This is a genomic window from Curtobacterium sp. AG1037 (assembly GCF_003349855.1).
Lineage (GTDB): Bacteria > Actinomycetota > Actinomycetes > Actinomycetales > Microbacteriaceae > Curtobacterium > Curtobacterium citreum.
Genome location: NZ_QQAO01000003.1, coordinates 287,111 through 307,277 on the forward strand (window position 1 = coordinate 287,111; position 20,167 = coordinate 307,277).

A 20,167-nucleotide genomic window follows, 5' to 3' on the forward strand; every position below is an offset into this window, starting at 1 on the left:
CAGCCCCTGAACAGCGCAGCCCCTGAACAGCGCAGATCCCCGGGCCCGCGCTGGCTGCAGGACATCCGGGGATCGCTTCCGGCCGAGAGCACCCGACCGACATGTCAATGTTAGGCGCGGAGCGCAGCGTGCGTCAATCGCGCGAAGCACGACGTGGCCCGCGCGCCGGAACCGCACCGTGCCTCCAGGCCGTCGCCGCAACCATCTCCGCGACGCGACGCAGTCCGACCCGCTGGACCGAGCGAGGACGGGCGTGCCCGGTCGGGTGATCCGACCGGGCACGCCCGTTCCTGCCTGGTGCGCCGTGGCGCTCCCCCGGGTCAGACCGCGTCGCGGCCCTCGCCAGCGGCGCGCTGGTCCGCTTCGGACTCGGCCTGGCCGATGATGTCCTCCGCGGGGACCGGGTTGAGGCGGTCCCAGAGGAAGAAGAGCAGGCCGCCGACGAGCAGCGACAGGCCCACCCACAGGTTGATGTGGATGCCGCCGGTCTTCTGCGGGTCGGTGTCCCAGTGCACGATCCCGACGATCGTGGTGATCACGCCGTAGAGCACGAACAGTCCGCCGAGGATGCGGCGCAGGTCGAGTCGACGGGTGGAGCGGACGAGGGCGACCTGCTCCTCGGTCAGCGTGGTGGTGTCGTCACGCATGGTGGTACTCCTTCGGGTCCGGGCCTAGAGGAACGGCAGGTAGAGGGCGACGCAGAGCACCAGGGCGACGGTGCCGAGCAGGGCGGGCGAGCGGTACCAGGCGGTGTCGGTCGCGACGGCCCCGGCGGTCATGTCGATCTTGCCGACGCCGTAGACCAGGCCGCCGAGCTCCGAGACGTCCTTCGGCTTCGTCGCGAGCGAGACGAGCACGCCGACGACGAGCACCGTGACGAACGAGATGATCGCGCCGTACATCGTCTCCGCGGTCGCGGTGGAGAACAGCTCCGGGTTCACCAGGTACGCGATCCAGGTGATGGTCGGCGTGACGATGCCGAGGACGTAGCCCCACAGTGCGCCCTGCGTGGTCATCCGCTTCCACAGCAGGCCGAGGATGAAGACGCCGAACAGCGGTGCGTTGAAGAACGAGAACAGCGTCTGCATGTACGTCATGATGTTGCCGGCCTGCGCCGCGAGGAACGCCGTACCGATGCCGACGACCACGCCGACGACCGTGACCCAGCGGCCGGTCTGCAGGTAGTGCAGGTCGGGCATGTTCGGCTTGATGTAGCGCTGCCAGATGTCGTACGTGAAGACGGTGTTGAAGGACGACACGTTGGCCGCCATGCCCGCCATGAACGAGGCGAGGAGGCCCGTCACCGCGATGCCGAGCACGCCCGTCGGCAGGTACATCTGGATGAGCTTCGGGATCGCGTCGTTGTAGGTCAGCTCCCCCGAGGCGAACTGGTTGCCGACGACCGCCGCGGCGATGAGGCCCGGGATGACGACGATGAACGGGATGAAGAGCTTCGGGATCGCGGCGATGAGCGGCGTCCGTCGGGCGGCCGACATGTTCTTCGCCGAGAACGCGCGCTGCACCTCGGTGAAGTTCGTCGTCCAGTAGCCGAAGGACAGGACGAAGCCCAGGCCGAGCACGATCGCGAGCCAGTTCGCGCCGATCGGGTTGGTGACGTCGCCGATGCCGGTCCCGGCCCAGGTCTGCAGGTGCTGCACGCCCTGGGTCTGCTCGATGGCCTCGGTCAGGCCGCTCCACCCGCCGACGCGGTGCAGACCGACGATCGTCAGCGGCACGAGGCCGGCGATGATCACGAAGAACTGCATGACCTCGTTGTAGATGGCGCTGCTCAGGCCGCCGAGGGTGATGTAGGCGAGCACGAACGCGGCGGACACCAGGATGGCGAGCCACTCCGGCCAGCCGAGCATCGCCTCGATGACGATGGCCATCGCGTAGAGGTTGATGCCGGCGATCAGGACGTTCGACACCGCGAAGGCGATGGCGTTGACGAGGTGCGGGGCCTTGCCGAAGCGGCGGAGCATGAACTCCGGGACGCTCCGGACCTTCGAGCCGTAGTAGAAGGGCATCATCACGAGGCCGAGGAACACCATCGCCGGCACCGCACCGATGAGGTAGTAGTGCAGCGTCGCCATGCCGATCTGAGCACCGTTCGCGGCCATGCCCAGGATCTCGGTCGCGCCGAGGTTCGCGGACACGAAGGCCAGACCGGTGATCCACGCGGGCATGGACCGTCCCGACAGGAAGAAGTCCATGCTCGTGCGCACCTGCCGCCTGGCGGTGAACCCGATGCCGATCACCACCGCGAAGTACACGATGATCATCAAGTAGTCGACCCAGCCCAGTTCGAGCCGGATCCCGTTGGTCGCCGCAGCGAGGACCATGCGATCTCCACATCCATGTGTTGCAGTCGGCAACTGCGCCGACCCGGACGGAGACGTTACACCGCGATGTGACCGTTCACACAGCCAGCGCATGCGTGGCCGTGTCGCCGTGCGTCCCGCTCGGTAGGCTCTCCCCCATGAGCGAGCCGGCCACCGAGACCACGACACGCCCGCGGCGGATCCTCGTCCTGAACGGGCCGAACCTGGACATCCTCGGGCGACGGGACGCGACGCAGTACGGCACCGTGACGCTCGCAGAGATCGAGGCGATCGTGCACACCGAGGCGGCCGTGCACGAGCTCGAGGCGGACTTCCGTCAGACCAACCGTGAGGGCGAGCTGGTCGAGTGGCTGCACGAGGCGCTCGACGACTTCGCCGGCGTCGTGATCAACCCCGCCGCCTACGCGCACACCTCCGTCGCACTGCACGACGCGGTCGAGGCGCTCGACGTCCCCGTCGTCGAGGTGCACCTGTCGAACACGTGGAAGCGCGAACCCTTCCGGCACGTCGACCACGTGGCCACCGCGGCGACGGCCGTGATCGCCGGCGCGGGCGCCGACGGCTACCGCCTCGCGGTCGCGCACGTCGCGTCCCTGCTCGGCTGAGCCGCACCGGACAGGAGGCTCGTGGCGGGCCCGCCACGCGCCTCCCGTCCGCCCGCGCGCCGCGTGACGCGCACAGCCTGCTTCCCCGAGGTGCCGAGATCTCGGCATCTCGACGGACGTTCCGGGATTCTGTGACACCTCGACGCCGCGTCAGCGGCGAGTTGCGGCACCTCGCCGAAGCCGAACCGGGCAGGTCGGCGCGGTCGCGCCGCGCGCCGCGGGTCTAGAAGTCGGCGGGGCGGCGGACGTCGGCCAGGCCCGCCGTGGCGAAGCCGCCGCGGATGATCGGCAGCGCCCGCCGGACGGCCTGGTCGATGCGGAGCTCGAGGTCGACGCTGCTGATGTCGTAGCCGCCCTCGCGCTTGGTGAAGTCGCGCTCGTTGCCGAACACGCCGAGCGGCAGGGTCGTGGACTGGAAGAAGCCGAACAGCGGCCGCATCTGGTGCTCGACGAGGAGCGCGTGGCGGTCGCTGCCGCCGGTGGCCGTCAGCAGCACCGGGGTGTCGACGAGGTCGTACTGCCCGACCCAGTCGAAGAAGAGCTTGAAGGCACCCGAGTACGCCGCGCGGAACGCCGGGCTGCCGACCACGAGCACGTCCGCGGCCTCGACCGTCTCGAGCGCCCGACGCGTCCGGTCCGACATCGCCTCGCGCGACGACGCTGCGCCGAGGTCCGCGAGCAGTGGCCCGATCTCCACCGTCTCGGTCCGGGCGTCCTCGATCTCCTCGCCGAGCCGTGCGACCGTGGCGGCCACCAGGGTGGACGTCCGGGACGGGTCGGAGGGGCTGCCACTGACGCCGACGACGAGTTCTCCGCTCATGCGGTCGATGCTCACACGCCCGCTCCGCGCCCGCCCGGGTGTGACGACTTGTGTCGCGCTCCAGCACCCGCGCGTACCGTCGCGGGGATGCAGACGTTCCTGCCGTACGCCGACTTCCGGGCCTCCGCCGAGGTGCTCGACGACAAGCGACTGGGGAAGCAGCGTGTCGAGACGCTGCAGGTCATGCGCGCCCTGACGCTGCCGGACTACGGCTGGCAGCACCACCCCGTCGTCGCGATGTGGCGCGGGTACCGGCCGGCGCTCATGGCGTACCAGGACGCGACGTGCCGGGTGTGGCTCGAGCGCGGGCACGCCGACACGTGCCTGGGCAAGACGCTCGTCGACCTCGCCCGTGTCCCGGAGGACCTGGCGGCGTACGAGCGCGGCGACTTCCCGGTGCCCGCCTGGAACCACGACCCCGCGGTGCACGAGTCGCACCGCTCGAAGCTCGTGCAGAAGGCCCCGGAGCACTACCGCCCGCTGTTCCCCGACGTGCCGGACGACCTGGAGTACGTCTGGCCGGGGACGACGCCGCCCCCGTCCGCGGACTGACAGGGGGTGCGGCGCCGGTCAGGGTCCGGCGCCGCGTCCACGGCGGGGGCGGCGCTGCAGGGTCCGACGACAGGGGGGGACGTCGTGCCCTGCTCCGGACGCGGTCAGGGGTCCTGCGTCCGGGGTTCGGGTGGTTCAGTGCTGTTCGGCATCCCCCTGGTCAGGGGTGGTGACGGCCGGCGTCAGCGCCGTGAGCGTGGCCGCAGCGTACCGGTCGGCCTCCCGCGGGACGGGCATCGACCGTCGGACCGCCGCGGGGCGGACCATCGGGAGCAGCGCGCTGCCGAGGGTCGCGAGCGCACCGACGGACGCGATCACGCCGAGCGGTGCGGTCCCGAGGTCGTGCTGCGCGGCGATGGCGAGCGCGACGACGGTGGCCGGAGCCGGGAGGAGCTGGACCACCCGGAAGCGGTCCTCCTGCCGGAGACGGGTCGTGATCGCGTTGGCCATGCCCCCATCGTGGCGGACCACGCCGGTCCGCAGAAGGGCGGACATCACCCCATTCATGGAGTAGAACGTCTAGTTCACTCCGAGTCGCCGCACGGTCGACACCGCATCGGCCACCGCCCGGACCACCGCGGCCGCGTCGTCCTCGGTCAGGGACGCGTCGAAGGTCAGGCGGAGCGCGGTCCTCGCGACGTCCTCGGACAGCCCGGTCGCGGTGAGGACGTGCGAGGCCTCGGTGCTGCCGGCCGCGCAGGCGCTGCCCGACGAGGACACCACGTCGTGCTGCTCGAGCTCGAGCAGCACGGTCTCCCCGTTGACGGGCTCCCCCGGGAAGCAGAACGACGCGTGCCCCGGCAGGCGCGAGCGCCGGGACCCCGTGACGACCGCCCCGGGGACCGCCGCGGTGACCCCGTCGAGCACGGCGTCCCGGGTCGCCGCCGCCATGGCCGCCGCGTCCACCCGCTCCCCCGCCGCGAGGGCGAGCGCGGTCGCCACGGCCACCGCTCCGGCGACGTCCTCGGTGCCGGATCGCCGACCACGTTCCTGCCCACCGCCGTGCAGGAGCGGCTCGAGCGGCACCCCGGCGCGGAGCACGAGGACGCCGGTGCCCTTCGGCGCGCCGAGCTTGTGACCAGAGAGCGAGAGCGCGTCCACGCCGAGCAGGTCGAGCCCGACCGCCAGCCACGGCGCGCTCTGCACGGCGTCGGTGTGGAACCGCGCGCCGACGGCGTGTGCGGCCGCCGCGAGCGCCGGCACGTCCTGCACGGTCCCGATCTCGTTGTCGGCGTGCGCGATCGAGACGAGCGTGGTGTCCGCCCGGACGGCCGCGGTGAGCGCCTCGACCGTGACGACCCCGTCCGCGTCCACCGGCACGAGCGTGACCGTGAAGCCGTGGTGCCGCTCGAGGTACCGGCAGCTCTCGAGCACCGCCTCGTGCTCGATCGCGCTCGTGACGACGTGCCGACCGCGGGGTGCGGCGAGGGCGATGCCCTTGACCGCGGTGTTCGCGCCCTCGGTGCCGCCCGTAGTGAAGACGACCTCGCCCGGACGGCAGCCGAGCACCCGCGCCACCGTCGCCCGGGCGTCGGCGAGCCCGCGCGCGGCCGCGTCCCCGACGCCGTGCGTGGAGGACGGGTTGCCGAAGACCCCGGTCAGGTACGGCCACATCGCCTCGAGCACCTCGCGGCGGACCGGGGTCGTCGCGGCGCGGTCCAGGTAGAACACGTCAGCCGCGACCCGGGGCGGCGAGCGACGCGGACGGCGACGGAACACCGACGGCGCCGTCGGACACCGCGATGTCGAGGCCCAGGTCGAGCGCCCTCGCCGAGTGCGTCAGCGCCCCGACCGACACGACGTCGACCCCGGTCGCCGCGATCGCCGCGACGGTCTCGAGCGACACCCCGCCGGAGGCCTCGACCACCGCGCGCCCGGCCACGGCCGCGACGCCGGCGACGAGCTGCTCCGGGGTGAAGTTGTCGAGCATGATCGTGTCCACGCCGGCGGCGACGACCGGCTCCACCTGGTCGAGCCGGTCCACCTCGACCTCGACGTGCACGGTGTGCCCGAGCCGCTCCCGGGCCGCGGTGATCGCGTCGCCGATCGGCACCCCGCGTGCCGCGAGGACGGCGAGGTGGTTGTCCTTCGCGAGCACCGCGTCGGACAGCGAGGTCCGGTGGTTGTGCCCGCCGCCGCAGCGCACGGCGTAGCGCTCGAGCGCCCGGAGGCCCGGGGTGGTCTTCCGGGTGTCGGCGATGCGGGCGCGCGTGCCCTCGACCGCGGCGACGTACCGGGCGGTGACGGTGGCGATGCCGGACATCCGCTGCGCCAGGTTGAGGGCGACGCGCTCGGCACGGAGCACCGAGCGTGCCGACCCGTGCACGGTCGCGAGCACGTCACCGGCCGCGAACCGAGCACCGTCCCGCACGTGCAGGACGGTCTCGACGGGCGGGTCGACCGCGGCCATGACGGCGGCGAAGACGGTCCCGCCGGCGAACACGCCGGACTCGCGCGCAGCCAGGGTCGCCGTGGCGGTCGCGTCGGCGGGGATGAGCGCCTCGCTGGTCACGTCGCCCCAGGGCGCGTCCTCCTCGAGCGCCGTCTCGATCACGCGTCGCAGCGCGTGCGGCGGGATGGTGCCGGGATCGACGGGGACGGTGGTGGTCATGCGGGGACTCCCTGCTGGACGGGCGTGGTGACGGTGACGGGGGTCCGGACCCACGCGGTGCTGGCCGGCGCGGTCGGGTCGGTGTCGGGGTGGTCGGTCCGGGCGTGCGCGCCGCGGGACTCGCGCCGCGCCTCGGCGGCGCGGGCCGTGATGCGCGCCAGGTCGAGCAGCGCGCGGTCCTCGGCGGCCCGCACCCCGGTCGGGGCCGGGTCCGGCAGGGCGTCGAGCGTCCGCCGCGCCGCGGCGAGCCCGGCGGCGTCGCGCAGCAGCCCGACCCGCTCGGTCATCTCGGTCTGGACCACCCGGCGGACGTCGGTGACGTCGCGGGGGTGGGTCGCGCCTCCAGGCCGGTCACCGTGCACCGGACGGGAGGCGCGGTGTGCGCCCGCCACGTCGGTCCCGTCGTGCCCATCGGTCACCACGGGCGGGACGGTCACGACGGGCAGGTCGGCGTCGCCGCGGAGCCGGAGGTGCGCGGGGCGCGGCACGGCGACCGCGTCAGCGGCGCGGACCCCGAAGACGAGTCCCTCGAGCAGGGAGTTCGACGCGAGCCGGTTCGCACCGTGCACACCTGTGCAGGCGGTCTCGCCGACGGCGAGGAGGCCGGGCAGGCTCGTGCGCCCCTCGGCGTCCGTGACCACACCGCCCATCGCGTAGTGCGCGGCGGGCGCGACCGGGACGCCCTCGCGGGTCCAGTCGAACCCGGCGGCCCGTGTCGCGCGGGTCAGGCCGGGGAAACGGCGGACGAGGTGGTCGGGGTCGAGGCCCGTCGCGTCGAGGAGGACGGGCGCACCACCCTGCTCGCGGACCGCGGCCGCGATGCCGCGGGCGACGACGTCCCGCGGGGCGAGCTCGGCGTCCGGGTGCACGGCGGGCATGAAGCGGCGACCGGCCGCGTCCCGCAGGACGGCACCCTCGCCGCGGACGGCCTCGGAGACCAGACCACCGTCCGGCACGGCGAGGCGGGTCGGGTGGAACTGGACGAACTCCAGGTCCGCGACCACCGCGCCGGCACGCCACGCCGCGGCGACCCCGTCGCCCGTCGCGACGAGCGGGTTCGTGGTCTCCCGGTACAGGTGCCCGGCCCCGCCGGCGGCGAGCACGACGGCGTCGGCGTCGATGCGTCGGGGCTCGCCGAGCAGGTCGAGGACGTCGACCCCGACCACGGCGCCGTCCCGCAGCACGAGGTCGGTCAGGCAGGTGCGCTCGAGGATCGTGACGTGGCAGCGGTGCAGCGCGTCGACCAGGGTCCGCTCGACGGCGGCTCCCGTCGCGTCGCCGTCCGCGTGCAGGACGCGCCAGCGGCCGTGGGCGGCCTCGCGTCCGCGGGCGAGGTCGTCGCCGTACCGGTCGAGGCTGGCGGGGTCGGTGGTCCGGTCGAACGGCACCCCGAGCGCGAGCAGGTCGCGGACGCGGGCGGGGCCGTCGGCGCAGAGCACCGCGACGGCGTGCTCGTCGGCGCTGCCGGCGGCCGCGGCACGGGTGTCCTGCTCGTGCAGGGCGACACGGTCGTCGGCGCCGAGCGCGACGGCGATGCCGCCCTGGGCGTACGCGGTCGCGCCGTCACGGAGCGCACCCTTCGTCACGAGGGTGACGTCGTGGCGGGCGCTCGCGCGGACGGCGGCGGTGAGTCCGGCGATCCCGGATCCGACGATGACGACGTGCACGGTGCGGTGCCGTCCGTCAGCCGCGCGGCTTCGCGGCGAGCATGCGCTCGAGGGCGACCCGGGCGTCGGCCTGGACGTCGGCGGGGACGACGATCTCGTTGAGGACCTCGCCGCGGACGAGCGCCTCGAGGACCCACGCGAGGTAGCCCGGGTGGATGCGGTACATCGTCGAGCACGGGCACACGACGGGATCCAGGCAGAAGATCGTGTGCTGCGGGAACTCGGCGGCGAGCCGGTTCACCATGTTGATCTCGGTGCCGATCGCGAACGTCGTCGGCTCGGTCGCCGCGGCGACGGTCCGGCGGATCAGGTCGGTGCTGCCGGCGGCGTCGGCGGCGTCGACGACGGCCATCGGACACTCCGGGTGCACGATGACCTGCACGCCCGGGTGGTCCCGTCGTGCCTGCTCGATCTGGCCGACCGTGAAGCGACGGTGCACCGAGCAGAACCCGTGCCAGAGGACCACCTGCGCGTCCTGCAGCTCCTGGGCGGTGTTGCCGCCGAGGGGCTTGCGCGGGTTCCACATCGGCATCCGGTCGGTGCTGACGCCCATGGCCTTCGCGGTGTTGCGCCCGAGGTGCTGGTCCGGGAAGAAGAGCACGCGCTGCCCGCGCTCGAACGCCCACTCGAGCACCGTCGCCGCGTTCGAGCTCGTGCAGACGATGCCGCCGTGCCGGCCGCAGAACGCCTTGAGGTCGGCGGCGGAGTTCATGTACGTCACGGGGACGACCGGGACGCGGCCGTCGGCGTCCGGTTCGGTGCCGTAGACCTGCTCGAGCTCGGCCCAGGCCTGCTCGACGCTGTCGATGTCGGCCATGTCGGCCATCGAGCACCCGGCGGCGAGGTTCGGCATGATCACGCGCTGGTCGTCCCGCGCCAGGATGTCCGCCGTCTCCGCCATGAAGTGCACACCGCAGAAGACGATCGCCTCGGCGTCGGGCTTGGTCAGGGCGGCGTTCGCGAGCTGGAACGAGTCGCCGAGGAAGTCGGCGTGCCGGACGACCTCGTCGCGCTGGTAGAAGTGCCCGAGCACCACGACGCGGTCCCCCAGGGTCGCCTTCGCGCGCTCGATGCGGGCGTGCAGCTCATCGTCGCTGGCGGTCTTGTACTCCTCCGGGATCTGCCCCTGCCGCGGAGCACCCGTCGGGATGACGTCGGACATCGAGGAGCCCGGGCCGTAGCCGGGGCGCGCGTCGAAGTCCCACGTGGGCGCCGCGAGGTCGGGCGTGCACGTGCTGCCGTCGGCCCGGCCGTTGGAGATGAGCTCGATGGTGGTCGCGATGGACACGGTGCTTCCTTCAGTTCGGGGTGGCTAGTGGGTCGCGGCGGTGACGGTCGTCGCGGCGGTCGTCGGCGTGAGGGGGCCGTTGTCGGCGTACGCGAGGTCGGGGTTCGAACGGTAGAGCCTGGCCGGACGGTGCCGCCCGCCACTCGTCGTCTCGTCGGTGGGGAGCACCGCGTCGCCCTGCGCCACCTGGCGTCGGAAGTTCGCGGGGTCGAGCGCCCGCCCGAGCACGGCCTCGTACACACCGCGGAGCTCGGTCAGGGTGAAGCGGTCGCCGAGGAACGCCTGGGCGATCCGCGAGTACGACACCTTGGTGCGCAGGCGCCAGAGGGCGTACTCGACGATGCGGTCGTGGTCGAACGCGAGCGGCGGGTGCTCGTCGGCGAGGAACCACCGCACGTTCCAGTCGTCCGGCACCGAGCTCGCCTCGTCCGGGTGCACGAGGGCCCAGTACACGATCGACACGACCCGACTCGGGGAGCGGTCGACGTCACCGAAGGCGTAGAGCTGCTCGAGGTACCGCGGCTGCACGTTCGTCGTCTCGCGGAGGCGGGCGGCGGCGGAGTCCTCGAGCCCCTCGTCCGGACCGACCCAGCCGCCCGGCAGCGCCCACGAGCCCTCGTGCGGCTCGGCGACACGGCGCACGAGCGGCATCCAGAGCGCCGGTGCCCCGGTGTCTGGGTGCGGGCGCAGCGCCACGATCACGGTGGAGACCGCGACGCGGATGGCGGTGGGTGCGGGTTCAGGAGATAGTGTCATGGTGACTCGATGTGTTCGGGTTGCAGTGACACTATCACCGTTCACGCGATCGGAACACGGCGGAAATGCCGGAGGACGCATCGCGACCTACGTTCGGGTCCATGACGACGGTGACGAGGATGCACGCCGTGGTGTCGGGCACGGTCCAGGGGGTCGGGTTCCGGTACTGGACCGCACGGAAGGCCGACGGGCTCGAGCTCGTCGGGTACGCCAGGAACCTGTTCGACGGGACGGTGGAGGTCGAGGCGGAGGGGCCGTCGGCCGCGGTGGACGCGCTCATGGCGTTCATCCGGACCGGGCCGCCGTCGGCCACGGTGACGGACGTGTCGTTGCGGACGGTGGTGCCGCACGGCGACGGGGACGGGTTCGCGATCCTGCACTGATCGGGATCGTTCCTGCACTGATCGGGAATGTGGACGTCCGCTCAGGATGTTCCCCCGTCTGCACCCTCGGCGCCCCGCCCACGCCGTGACCCCGTCAGGAGCCCAGCATGACCCAGGCCGTCGATTCCGCACCCCGCACCGGGAGCGTCGTGCAGCCGTCCCCCGGCGAGACCCGACTCGTGATCGGGCTGCTGCTCGTATCGGCGTTCGTGGTGATCCTCAACGAGACGATCATGGGCGTCGCGCTCCCCCGGCTCATGGACGACCTCGGCATCAGTGCGGCGACCGGCCAGTGGCTCACCACGGGCTTCCTGCTCACCATGGCCGTGGTGATCCCGGTCACGGGCTTCCTGCTCCAGCGGTTCCACACCCGCCCGGTCTTCACCTGGGCGATGAGCCTGTTCGCCGCCGGGACGCTGATCGCCCTCGCCGCGACGGGCTTCCCGATGCTGCTCGTCGGCCGCATCGTGCAGGCCAGCGGCACGGCGATCATGATGCCGCTCCTCATGACGACGGTCCTGAACCTCGTCGAGCCCGCGCACCGCGGCCGGATCATGGGCAACATCTCGATCGTCATCTCGGTGGCACCCGCCGTCGGACCGACGATCTCCGGGCTCATCCTCAACGCGTTCTCGTGGCGCTGGCTGTTCGGCTTCGTCCTGCCGATCGCGATCGTCGCGCTCGTCCTCGGTGCCATGAAGGTGCGGAACGTCTCGACACCGCGGAAGGCGCCGCTCGACGTGCTCTCCGTGGTGCTGTCGGCCTTCGCGTTCGGCGGCATCGTGTTCGGCCTGTCGAGCCTCGGCGAGGCGGGGTCGACCGGTCCGCTCGTCCCCGTCGCGGCCCTGGTCGTCGGGGTCGTCGCCCTCGTGGTGTTCGTCCTGCGGCAGACCCGTCTGCAGCGCACCGACAGCGCCCTGCTCGACCTGCGGACCTTCCGGACGCGCGGCTTCACGATCCCGATCGTCGCGATGGGGCTGAGCTTCATGGCGATGTTCGGGACGCTCATCCTGCTGCCGATCTACCTCGAGCGCGTGCTCGGGCTCGAGGTCCTGCAGGTCGGGCTGCTCCTGCTCCCCGGTGGGCTGCTCATGGGCCTCCTGTCCCCCGTCGTCGGGCGGATCTACGACCGTCGCGGTCCGCGCGTGCTGTTGATCCCCGGCTCGATCATCATCAGCGCCGTGCTCTGGGCGCTCGCGACGGTCGGCGCGGACACGAGCGTGTGGTTCGTCCTCGGTGCGCACGTCGTGCTGAGCCTCGGCCTCGCCCTGACGTTCACGCCGCTGTTCACCGCGGCGCTCGGCGGGCTGCCGCAGCGCCTGTACTCGCACGGCAGCGCGGTGCTCGGCACCACGCAGCAGCTGGCCGGCGCAGCCGGAACGGCCCTGTTCGTGACGCTCCTGACGATCGGCGCCGCGTCGGCCGGTGCCGGGGCGGACGCCGAGGGCGTGCGCTCCGCGACGGCGTCCGGTGTCGCCACGGCGTTCCTCGTCGGGGCGGTGATCTCGCTCGCCGGGATCGCGACCTCGGCGCTCGTGCGTCGGCCGGACACCCCGGAGGGCGCACCCACGCCCGTCGTGCACTGAGGCCCGTCGGCGCGCACCGCGCCCCGGGTCGAACCACGTTCCCGACGTCGTGGTCCGCGGACACCGCTACCGCGCCGGGCACCCGCGTGGCATCGTGAGGGCATGCGGTCGACGGCGCGCGAGCTGAACTGGTCCGGCACGGTCACCTACTCGGCCCGGCGGGTGGAGCGGCCGCGCTCGATCGACGAGGCCGCCGAGATCGTCGCCCGGGAGTCCCGCGTCCACGGTCTCGGCACCCGGCACTCCTTCAACGACGTCGCCGACGCCCCCGGCGTGCTGCTCGACCTGTCGGACGTCCCCACCGACCTGGTCGTGGACACCGCCGCCGGCACCGCGACCATGGGCGCCGGCACCCGGTACGGCGTCGTCGCGCCCGAGCTCGACCGGGCCGGGGCCGCCCTGCACAACACCGGGTCACTCCCCCACATCTCCCTCGGCGGTGCCATCGCGACCGGGACGCACGGCTCCGGCACCGCCCTCGGCTCGCTGAGCACCGCCGTCCGCGCGTTCGAGCTGCTCGGTCCGGACGGGTCGCGGCGGACCGTGCGCCGTAGTGACCCCGACTTCGACGGCGCCGTGCTGCACCTCGGTCTCCTCGGCGTCGTCACCCGGGTCGAGGTCGACGTCGAACGGACCTACCGGATGCGCCAGGACTCCTACGGTCCGCTTCCATGGGACGTCTACGTCGCGAACGTCGCCGCTGTCCACGCGAGTGCGTACTCGGTGTGCGCCTACACGGTCTTCGGTGACGAGGTCGGCGAGGTCCTGCTGAAGTCGCGCGTCCCCGACGGTGCGGACGACGTCCCGGTCCCGGACGACCTCGTCGGCGCCCCACGGCTGCCCGGTCGCCCCGCGGACGGCCACCACACCGCCCGGGACGGATCCGTCGGCCCGTGGTGGGACCGGCTGCCGCACTTCCCGATCGACACCGTCCCGTCCCACGGCTCCGAGGTGCAGAGCGAACACTTCGTGCCGCTGCGGCTCGCGGCGCCCGCGCTGGACGCCGTCCGCACGATGGCCGCCCGCATCCAACCGCACCTGCACGTGTGCGAGCTCCGGACGATGGCCGCCGACCCGTTCTGGCTCAGCCCGACCCAGGGCGAGGACGTGCTCTGCATCGCCTTCACCTGGCAGAAGCACCCGGAGGCGGTCGCGGCCCTGCTCCCCGACCTCGAGGCGCTCCTCGCCCCGTTCGACGGCCGACCGCACTGGGGCAAGATGAGCTCCCTGGACGCGGAGACCGTCGAGCGCCTCTGGCCGCGGCTGCCCGACTTCCGCCGGCTGGCGGCCGCGGCGGACCCGCAGCGGACGTTCGCGTCCGCCTTCGGCGAGCGAGTGCTGCGGACCTGAACCGTGCCTCCAGTCCGGCCGTCGATCCCGATCACGTGAGCCGGGTGACCGTCTTCGTCTCGCCGTCCCAGTGACGCACGCCCGCCACGCCCAGCGCGTTCGGCAGCGGTGCCGAGCGCAGCGCGGCGACCGCCGCCCCGAGGTCGACGTCCCGGACCCGACGCGCGAAGGTGACGTGCGGCGACCACGCCCCGGGTGCCGAGGTGTCGACCGTTTCCCGCGTGGCTCGGTGCACGGCCGCGTGGAACGCCGCGAGCGCCGGACCGACCACGACCGCCCGGGCGAGCACCGACCGCCCGGGCCCCGCGGGGAAGAGCAGCACGCCGCCGAGCCGCAGCAGCGCGGGCGGGGTCGCGATCGCGTCCGGGACGGCGACGTCGTCGCCGGCGACCACCGTGACGTGCGGGTCGTTCGTGCCGGACCGTCCGAGGCTCGGCAGGTCGGCGAGGGTCAGGGCGTCCCACGCCGCTCGGACCGCTCGGTCGGCGTCGGGGGTGAGGACGAGTTCGATGCTGCGCACGGGACGAGTCAACCAACCCGCGGCCATGGGCGACTCCGTGCGCGGCGACCTGTGGAGAACCACGGGATGTAACACGACGGAACGGGATTGGCCCGGCGCCCCGACCGCCCGTCACACTCGAACGCACACCGCGGACCACCGCGACCCCACAGCACGGCCCACGAGGAGCACCCATGTCCGCAGCACCCGTCCTGCCCGAGAAGCCGAGGAGCAAGCGCCCGATCGGCTGGATCATCGCCGCCGCGGTGGTCGTCGTCGCGATCGTCGTCGCCGTCATCGTCGGTGCCGTCCGTTCCGGCGGTTCGGAAAGCACCGCCGCCGGCGGCGCGCAGAAGACCGTGACGATCGGTGTCGCCGACAAGTCGCTCGGCTACTGGAGCACGTACACGAAGCTGGCGAAGGACGAGCTCGGCGTGACCGTGAAGCTCACGAACTTCTCGGACTACTCGCTGCCGAACCCCGCGCTGAAGGACGGCCAGCTGGACATCAACCAGTTCCAGCACATCCAGTACCTGGCGGACTACAACGTCACGTCGGACGACGACCTGCAGCCCATCGGTTCGACCGCCGTCTACCCGCTGCCGCTCTACGCGACGGACTACACGAAGACGAGCGAGCTGCCGAAGGACGCCAAGGTCGCGATCCCGAACGACTCGATCAACCAGGCGCGGGCGCTCCTCATCCTGCAGTCCGCGAAGCTCCTCGAGCTGAAGGACGGCGGCTCCGCGTTCTCGACGACGACCGACATCACGTCGTCGAAGGTCGACGTCCAGCCGCTCGACGCCTCGCAGACCGCGAACGCCCTGCAGCAGGGCTCGGTCGCCGCGGCCGTCGTGAACAACAACTTCGCCACCGCGGCCAAGCTGCCGACGAGCGACATCATCTTCCAGGACGACCCCGCGAGCGCGAGCGCCGCCCCGTACGTCAACGTCTTCGCCGTGCGCGACGCCGACAAGGACAACAAGACCTACCTGGACCTGGCGAAGCTCTTCCAGGACTCGGCCGTGCAGAAGGCCTTCAAGCAGGACCTGCCCGAGGCGGTCGCCCGCGACGAGAGCGCCACGAAGCTGCAGGACGAGCTCGCGAAGGTCGAGCAGGACGCGAAGGCGGCCAAGCAGTAGTGCCGGTCCTCGTCGAACTCCGCGGCGTCTCGAAGCACTACCGTCGCGCCGACACCGGCGAGACCGTGGTGGCCGTCGAGGACGTCTCCCTGGACGTGCACCGGGGAGAGGTCCTCGGCGTCATCGGGTACTCCGGTGCCGGCAAGTCCACCCTGGTCCGGCTCGTCAACGCCCTGGAGCTGCCCTCGTCGGGCAGCGTCACGGTCGGCGGACAGGAGCTGACGGCGATCCCCGAGCGGGACCGCCGTCTGGCGCGTCGGAAGATCGGGATGATCTTCCAGCAGTTCAACCTCTTCCGGTCCCGCACGATCGCCGGCAACGTCGCGTACCCGCTCAAGGTCGCCGGTGTCGCGAAGGCCGAGCGGGACCGCCGCGTGGCCGAGCTGCTCGACTTCGTCGGGCTGCTCGAGCGTGCCCACGCCTACCCGGAGCAGCTCTCCGGCGGGCAGAAGCAGCGCGTCGGCATCGCCCGGGCGCTGGCCTCGAACCCCGAGCTGCTGCTCGCGGACGAGGCCACGAGTGCCCTCGACCCCGAGACCACGGCCGAGGTCCTCGCGCTCCTGCGCCGCGTCAACCGGGAACTCGGCGTGACGATCATCGTCATCACCCACGAGATGGACGCCGTCCGCCAGATCGCGGACCGGGTGGCCGTCATGGAGCAGGGCCGCGTGGTCGAGGTCGGCGACGTCTACGACGTGTTCGCGGACCCGCAGACCGGCGCCGCGCAGCGGTTCGTCCGGACCGCGCTGCACGACCGGCCCTCCGGCGAGCAGCTCGCCCGGCTCCGCGAGCACCACCGCGGGCGGCTCGTCACCGTGCGCATCACCGACGAGGTCGGCCTGCAGAACCGGATCGACGTCGCCTGGCGCGATGCCGGCGTCGGCGCCGAGCTCGTCTTCGGCGGCGTCGGTGAGATCCGCGAGCGCCGGATCGGGTCCCTGACCTACGAACTGACGGCGCCGGACCCGGCGGCCGTCGACCGGGCGGTCGGTGCGCTCCGCGCCGGGGGCATCACCGTCGACGAGGAGGTGGCAGCGTGAACGGCAACGGCTTCCAGAGCGTGATCGACACGTCCGACGTGTTCTTCGCCGCGATCCGCGACACCCTCGTGATGACGCTGGTGTCCCTCGTCGTCGCCGGGGTCATCGGCCTGGCACTCGGACTCGTCCTGTACGCCACCCGTCCGGGCAACCTGCTCGGCAACCGGACGGTCCACACGATCGTCAACGTGGTCGTGAACATCGTCCGACCGATCCCGTTCGTGATCTTCCTCGCGGCGATCGCGCCCCTGTCCCGCGTCGCCGTGCAGACCACGATCGGGGTCCCCGCGGTGACCTTCGCGATCTCCCTCGCGGCGTCGTTCGCGGTCGCCCGGATCGTCGAGCAGAACCTGCTCGCTGTCGACCCGGGTGTCGTCGAGGCCGCACGGGCCTCGGGCGCACACCCGGTGTCGATCCTGCTGACCGTGCTCATCCCGGAGGGCATCGGGCCGCTCATCCTCGGGTACACGTTCATCTTCGTGGGCATCGTCGACATGACCGCGCAGGGGGCGCTCATCGGCGGCGGCGGTCTCGGCGAGTACGCGATCGTGTACGGGTCGCAGCGGTACGACTGGTGGATCGTGTACGTGTCCGTCGCGGCGATCGTGGTCATCGTCCAGCTCGGACAGTTGGTCGGCAACCGGTTGGCGCGCGCCACGCTGCGTCGCTGACGCGACGCGACCACCCCACGGACGGGAGGCACGGTGCCGGCTGGCACCGTGCCTCCCGTCCGTCGTCGGTGCGGCAGACCGCCGGGCCGCGCGCCGAGCGGGCCACATCTGTCGCGCTCGGCGCGACCATCCGACGTTCCGTGCACGCTCGGCGCCCCGCACGCGGGGTGTCGTGCACGCTCGCGCGTCGATGCCCGAGCCGAGCGGCCGCGCGCCGAGCGGGCCACATCTGTCGCGCTCGGCGGGTCCACGCGACGTTCTGTTCACGCGCTGCGCCCCGCAGGCGGCGTGTCCTGCACGCGCGGCGCCCGCATGCAGGCACCCCCGGCGCTCCGCCGCGCGACGCCGCCGCGTGCGAGTGGTCTGCCCGTCAGGCGGCGGGAGCCTCGGGCACGGGGACCGCGCCGGTCGCGCCGAGGTGTTCGTAGTGCGCCCGGACCAGGATCGGCCGGTGGTCGGAGATGCCCGCGGGCAGGGTCTCCACGCCCGCGATGTGCAGGCCGACGCTCGTGGCGAAGTCGAAGTGGCCCGTGAACTTGCGGTAGCGCAGGTAGGTGGGCTGGTCGGACAGCGACAGCGCGAAGCCGTGTTCCTCGATCTTCCGGCGCAGGTTCGTCTGGAACCACGGGTAGTTGAAGTCGCCGACCATGATCGCCGGAGCCTCGTCCGACAGGTCGCGGACGAACTGGTGCGCGGCCTCGATCTGCTTGCGGCGCAGGGAGTTCGTGGCGGTGAGCGGCGAGGCGTGGAACGAGGCGACGATGACCTCGGTGTCCGCCTCGGTGTCGCGGAGGCGCATCGCGATGAGGCGCTCGTGCGCGGGCGCGAGGACCCGGTCGTGCAGGGACTTCTGCAGCGAGTGGATGCTGAAGTCCTCGACCTCGAACCGGTCGTCCCGCTTGTAGATCGCCAGACCGAGTCGGTTCGCCTTGGTGGAGGCCGCGAGCGAGAGCCCACCGACCTGCTGCGCGAGGTCGTTGCTGTCGCACTCCTGGACGCAGATGACGTCGGCGTCGGAGGCCTCTGCGAGGGCGGCGAGCTCGCCGTTGGCGGTGTGCTCGCGCAGGTTGTAGCTCACGACGCGCAGGGCCGTCGGCTCCACAGCCGCGTCGGCTGCGATCGATCCCTGCTGCTGTGGCCCGGCCATGCTGCCTTCCGTCCTGGGTGTCTCGGTCACCCTGCCGCGGTCACCGTACTCGGCTGTCGCGGACAGTTGCTGTGACCGTAGCGCACCCCGGGTTTCGCGCGTGTGACCGTGTCGGAAACGGATGACGGCGCGGCCCGGGGCCGCGCGCCGCACTCAGGCCCGCACGCCCGGCCCCGCATCGCGCGCGCCGCGCTCCGGCACGCCGGACCGGCCGCGCGCCGCGCTCAGGCACGCGCGCGCCGCGCGGGCCGGACGGTGTCGCCGGCGGTCCGGCTCATGAGCACGCCCTCCAGGCAGGCCACCGCGAGCAGCGCCGCGACCACCCAGAACGCCACGTGGTACGGCCCGGACCCGCCGAGACCGGCCGCCGCCCGGATCGCGACGGCGGCGACCGCGACGCCGAACCCGGCGGCGACCTGCTGCAGCGTCGACGACAGGGTGTTCGCCGGCGTCATGTCCGCCTGCTCGACGTCCGCGAACGCGATCGTGTTGTAGGCGGTGAACCCCACGGAGCGCGCGGCGCCGCTCACCACGAGCAGGAGCGCGAGGAGCCAGAACGGGGTGTCCTCGGTCATGAACACCATCGCGACGACCGTCAGCGCGGCGACGGCACTCGACACGACGATGACCGGCCGGTACCCGAACCACCGCAGGAACGGCGTCGTCATGGGCTTGATCCCGAGGTTGCCGACGAAGACCCAGAGCACGGCCGACCCCGCGAGGACGGCGCTCCACCCCCACGCGTCCTGGAACAGCAGCGGCAGGACGAACGGCACCGCCGAGACGGCCAGGCGGAACAGGCTGCCGCCTGCGTGCGAGACCCGGAAGGTCTCGAGCCGGAAGGACTCCAGCCCCATGATCGGGTGCGGCGCGCTGCGGAAGTGCCGGACGGCCTGCCAGGAGCACACCGCGCCGACGATCCCGGACACGACGACGGCGACCACGGGGATGTCGTCGAGCGCGAGCAGCGAGGCCATCACGACGAGGGCACCGAGGCCGAGGCACGCCAGCAGCGACCCGAACCAGTCGAACGGTACCCGTTCCGGCGCGCGCTCCTGCGGGACGAGGACGAGCGCCGCGACGAACGCGACGACGCCGAGGGGGATGTTGACGAGGAAGATCCAGTGCCAGCTCAAGGTGTCGACGAGCACCCCGCCGACGAAGGGCGCGACGATCGGTGCCGCGAGTGCCGGCCAGGTCAGGATCGCGATGGCGCGGACGAGCTGGTCCCGTCCGGCGCTCCGCAGGACCACCAGGCGGCCGACCGGCACCATGAGCGCCCCACCGAGGCCCTGCACGATGCGCCAGATCGTCAGGTCGACGAGTCCCGTCGCCATCGCGCACAGCCCGGAGGCGACCGTGAAGAGCACGATCGCGCCCGCGAAGACCGTGCGGGACCCGATCCGGTCCGTGAGCCACCCGCTGACCGGGATGAACACCGCGAGGGTGACGAGGTACGCCGTGATCGCGACGCCGACGGCCGCGGAGTCGACCCCGAGGTCCCGTCCCATCGCCGGCGCAGCGGTCGCGAGGATCGTCCCGTCCAGGAGCTCCATGAAGTAGGTGCCGGCGACGAGCACCGCCACCGCCGTGCTCCCCCGCCGTCGGGTCGTCGTCATCGTCGTCATGTCGCCTCGAATGCTATGCCCGCTCGGTTTCCGCCACACCCGGGATGGTTCTGCACCGCACAATGGGGAGGACGACGACG

Annotated in this window: 20 protein-coding genes; 8 read left to right on the forward strand and 12 right to left on the reverse strand. The window is 72.5% G+C overall.

All coding sequences use genetic code 11. The features are described from left to right. Window positions 1-320: 320 nt before the first annotated feature. Window positions 321-647 carry a hypothetical protein gene (locus DEU32_RS06070; protein ID WP_114849753.1) on the reverse strand — a complete coding sequence of 109 codons (327 nt, stop codon included), beginning with the start codon at window positions 645-647 and terminating at the stop codon, window positions 321-323. 24 nt (window positions 648-671) lie between these two features. Further along, complete coding sequence (locus DEU32_RS06075; protein ID WP_058741385.1) at window positions 672-2,342, reverse strand: sodium:solute symporter family protein; 1,671 nt, start codon at window positions 2,340-2,342, stop codon at window positions 672-674. Between the two features lie 137 nt (window positions 2,343-2,479). On the opposite strand from DEU32_RS06075, the gene aroQ reads away from it, so the two are divergent. Next, window positions 2,480-2,947 (forward strand): type II 3-dehydroquinate dehydratase, encoded by a 468-nt coding sequence (gene aroQ, locus DEU32_RS06080; protein WP_058741386.1) that lies wholly within the window; start codon window positions 2,480-2,482, stop codon window positions 2,945-2,947. A gap of 223 nt (window positions 2,948-3,170) precedes the next feature. Here the strand turns inward: aroQ and DEU32_RS06085 are convergent, their stop codons facing one another. Beyond that, a complete protein-coding gene (locus DEU32_RS06085; RefSeq protein WP_114849880.1) occupies window positions 3,171-3,767 on the reverse strand; it encodes an NAD(P)H-dependent oxidoreductase in 597 nt (198 codons plus the stop codon). A gap of 87 nt (window positions 3,768-3,854) precedes the next feature. Here DEU32_RS06085 and DEU32_RS06090 point away from each other — a divergent pair, with 87 nt between their 5' ends. Continuing rightward, a complete protein-coding gene (locus tag DEU32_RS06090) occupies window positions 3,855-4,319 on the forward strand; it encodes an MSMEG_6728 family protein (protein WP_058741387.1) in 465 nt (154 codons plus the stop codon). Between the two features lie 135 nt (window positions 4,320-4,454). Here the strand turns inward: DEU32_RS06090 and DEU32_RS06095 are convergent, their stop codons facing one another. The 6 genes from DEU32_RS06095 to DEU32_RS06120 all read right to left on the reverse strand — a co-directional run bounded on the left by DEU32_RS06095 (window position 4,455) and on the right by DEU32_RS06120 (window position 10,641). Then, window positions 4,455-4,769 (reverse strand): hypothetical protein, encoded by a 315-nt coding sequence (locus tag DEU32_RS06095; protein ID WP_114849754.1) that lies wholly within the window; start codon window positions 4,767-4,769, stop codon window positions 4,455-4,457. 69 nt (window positions 4,770-4,838) lie between these two features. Further along, complete coding sequence (locus DEU32_RS06100; RefSeq protein ID WP_114849881.1) at window positions 4,839-5,990, reverse strand: cysteine desulfurase family protein; 1,152 nt, start codon at window positions 5,988-5,990, stop codon at window positions 4,839-4,841. A gap of 1 nt (window position 5,991) precedes the next feature. Then, on the reverse strand, window positions 5,992-6,930 hold the full coding sequence (gene nadC, locus DEU32_RS06105; protein ID WP_114849755.1) for a carboxylating nicotinate-nucleotide diphosphorylase: 939 nt from the start codon (window positions 6,928-6,930) through the stop codon (window positions 5,992-5,994). Continuing rightward, window positions 6,927-8,597, reverse strand: a complete 1,671-nt coding sequence (locus tag DEU32_RS06110; RefSeq protein ID WP_114849756.1) for an L-aspartate oxidase — start codon at window positions 8,595-8,597, stop codon at window positions 6,927-6,929. The genes nadC and DEU32_RS06110 overlap by 4 nt, the downstream gene beginning before the upstream one ends. A 16-nt stretch (window positions 8,598-8,613) precedes the next feature. Beyond that, entirely contained in the window at window positions 8,614-9,885 is a 1,272-nt protein-coding gene (nadA, locus tag DEU32_RS06115) for a quinolinate synthase NadA (protein ID WP_114849757.1), read from the reverse strand. 24 nt (window positions 9,886-9,909) lie between these two features. After that, window positions 9,910-10,641: an NrtR DNA-binding winged helix domain-containing protein gene (locus DEU32_RS06120; RefSeq protein ID WP_114849758.1), complete on the reverse strand. Its 732-nt coding sequence runs from the start codon at window positions 10,639-10,641 to the stop codon at window positions 9,910-9,912. A 101-nt stretch (window positions 10,642-10,742) separates the two neighbouring features. Between DEU32_RS06120 and DEU32_RS06125 the strand changes: the two genes are divergently transcribed. The 3 genes from DEU32_RS06125 (at window position 10,743) to DEU32_RS06135 (ending at window position 13,960) form a co-directional block, all read left to right on the forward strand. Beyond that, window positions 10,743-11,024: an acylphosphatase gene (locus tag DEU32_RS06125; RefSeq protein ID WP_058741392.1), complete on the forward strand. Its 282-nt coding sequence runs from the start codon at window positions 10,743-10,745 to the stop codon at window positions 11,022-11,024. A 107-nt stretch (window positions 11,025-11,131) separates the two neighbouring features. Beyond that, window positions 11,132-12,610: an MDR family MFS transporter gene (locus DEU32_RS06130; RefSeq protein WP_114849759.1), complete on the forward strand. Its 1,479-nt coding sequence runs from the start codon at window positions 11,132-11,134 to the stop codon at window positions 12,608-12,610. A gap of 102 nt (window positions 12,611-12,712) precedes the next feature. Next, window positions 12,713-13,960: a D-arabinono-1,4-lactone oxidase gene (locus tag DEU32_RS06135; protein WP_114849760.1), complete on the forward strand. Its 1,248-nt coding sequence runs from the start codon at window positions 12,713-12,715 to the stop codon at window positions 13,958-13,960. Between the two features lie 31 nt (window positions 13,961-13,991). On the opposite strand, the gene DEU32_RS06140 is transcribed toward DEU32_RS06135, so the two are convergent. Beyond that, entirely contained in the window at window positions 13,992-14,480 is a 489-nt protein-coding gene (locus DEU32_RS06140) for a 2'-5' RNA ligase family protein (RefSeq protein ID WP_258554792.1), read from the reverse strand. Between the two features lie 173 nt (window positions 14,481-14,653). Here DEU32_RS06140 and DEU32_RS06145 point away from each other — a divergent pair, with 173 nt between their 5' ends. From DEU32_RS06145 to DEU32_RS06155, 3 genes are read left to right on the forward strand one after another with little or no spacing between them, the layout of a single operon-like run. Further along, a complete protein-coding gene (locus tag DEU32_RS06145) occupies window positions 14,654-15,601 on the forward strand; it encodes a MetQ/NlpA family ABC transporter substrate-binding protein (protein WP_114849762.1) in 948 nt (315 codons plus the stop codon). Beyond that, window positions 15,601-16,641 (forward strand): methionine ABC transporter ATP-binding protein, encoded by a 1,041-nt coding sequence (locus tag DEU32_RS06150; protein ID WP_114849763.1) that lies wholly within the window; start codon window positions 15,601-15,603, stop codon window positions 16,639-16,641. The genes DEU32_RS06145 and DEU32_RS06150 overlap by 1 nt, the downstream gene beginning before the upstream one ends. Next, entirely contained in the window at window positions 16,638-17,312 is a 675-nt protein-coding gene (locus DEU32_RS06155; RefSeq protein ID WP_058741398.1) for a methionine ABC transporter permease, read from the forward strand. The genes DEU32_RS06150 and DEU32_RS06155 overlap by 4 nt, the downstream gene beginning before the upstream one ends. 370 nt (window positions 17,313-17,682) lie before the next feature. On the opposite strand, the gene DEU32_RS06160 is transcribed toward DEU32_RS06155, so the two are convergent. After that, complete coding sequence (locus DEU32_RS06160; protein ID WP_114849764.1) at window positions 17,683-18,459, reverse strand: endonuclease/exonuclease/phosphatase family protein; 777 nt, start codon at window positions 18,457-18,459, stop codon at window positions 17,683-17,685. Between the two features lie 224 nt (window positions 18,460-18,683). Continuing rightward, complete coding sequence (locus DEU32_RS06165; RefSeq protein WP_217488530.1) at window positions 18,684-20,087, reverse strand: MFS transporter; 1,404 nt, start codon at window positions 20,085-20,087, stop codon at window positions 18,684-18,686. Window positions 20,088-20,167 lie beyond the last annotated feature (80 nt).

Bases quoted from the DNA above. Each gene is read 5' to 3' on its own strand.
- aroQ (WP_058741386.1), top strand. From the start codon at position 2,480: ATGAGCGAGCCGGCCACCGAGACCACGACACGCCCGCGGCGGATCCTC.
- DEU32_RS06130 (WP_114849759.1), top strand. From the start codon at position 11,132: ATGACCCAGGCCGTCGATTCCGCACCCCGCACCGGGAGCGTCGTGCAG.
- DEU32_RS06095 (WP_114849754.1), bottom strand. From the start codon at position 4,769: ATGGCCAACGCGATCACGACCCGTCTCCGGCAGGAGGACCGCTTCCGG.
- DEU32_RS06075 (WP_058741385.1), bottom strand. From the start codon at position 2,342: ATGGTCCTCGCTGCGGCGACCAACGGGATCCGGCTCGAACTGGGCTGG.
- DEU32_RS06135 (WP_114849760.1), top strand. From the start codon at position 12,713: ATGCGGTCGACGGCGCGCGAGCTGAACTGGTCCGGCACGGTCACCTAC.
- DEU32_RS06145 (WP_114849762.1), top strand. From the start codon at position 14,654: ATGTCCGCAGCACCCGTCCTGCCCGAGAAGCCGAGGAGCAAGCGCCCG.
- nadC (WP_114849755.1), bottom strand. From the start codon at position 6,930: ATGACCACCACCGTCCCCGTCGATCCCGGCACCATCCCGCCGCACGCG.
- DEU32_RS06085 (WP_114849880.1), bottom strand. From the start codon at position 3,767: ATGAGCGGAGAACTCGTCGTCGGCGTCAGTGGCAGCCCCTCCGACCCG.
- DEU32_RS06125 (WP_058741392.1), top strand. From the start codon at position 10,743: ATGACGACGGTGACGAGGATGCACGCCGTGGTGTCGGGCACGGTCCAG.
- DEU32_RS06160 (WP_114849764.1), bottom strand. From the start codon at position 18,459: ATGGCCGGGCCACAGCAGCAGGGATCGATCGCAGCCGACGCGGCTGTG.
- DEU32_RS06070 (WP_114849753.1), bottom strand. From the start codon at position 647: ATGCGTGACGACACCACCACGCTGACCGAGGAGCAGGTCGCCCTCGTC.
- DEU32_RS06120 (WP_114849758.1), bottom strand. From the start codon at position 10,641: ATGACACTATCTCCTGAACCCGCACCCACCGCCATCCGCGTCGCGGTC.
- DEU32_RS06090 (WP_058741387.1), top strand. From the start codon at position 3,855: ATGCAGACGTTCCTGCCGTACGCCGACTTCCGGGCCTCCGCCGAGGTG.
- DEU32_RS06165 (WP_217488530.1), bottom strand. From the start codon at position 20,087: ATGACGACGATGACGACGACCCGACGGCGGGGGAGCACGGCGGTGGCG.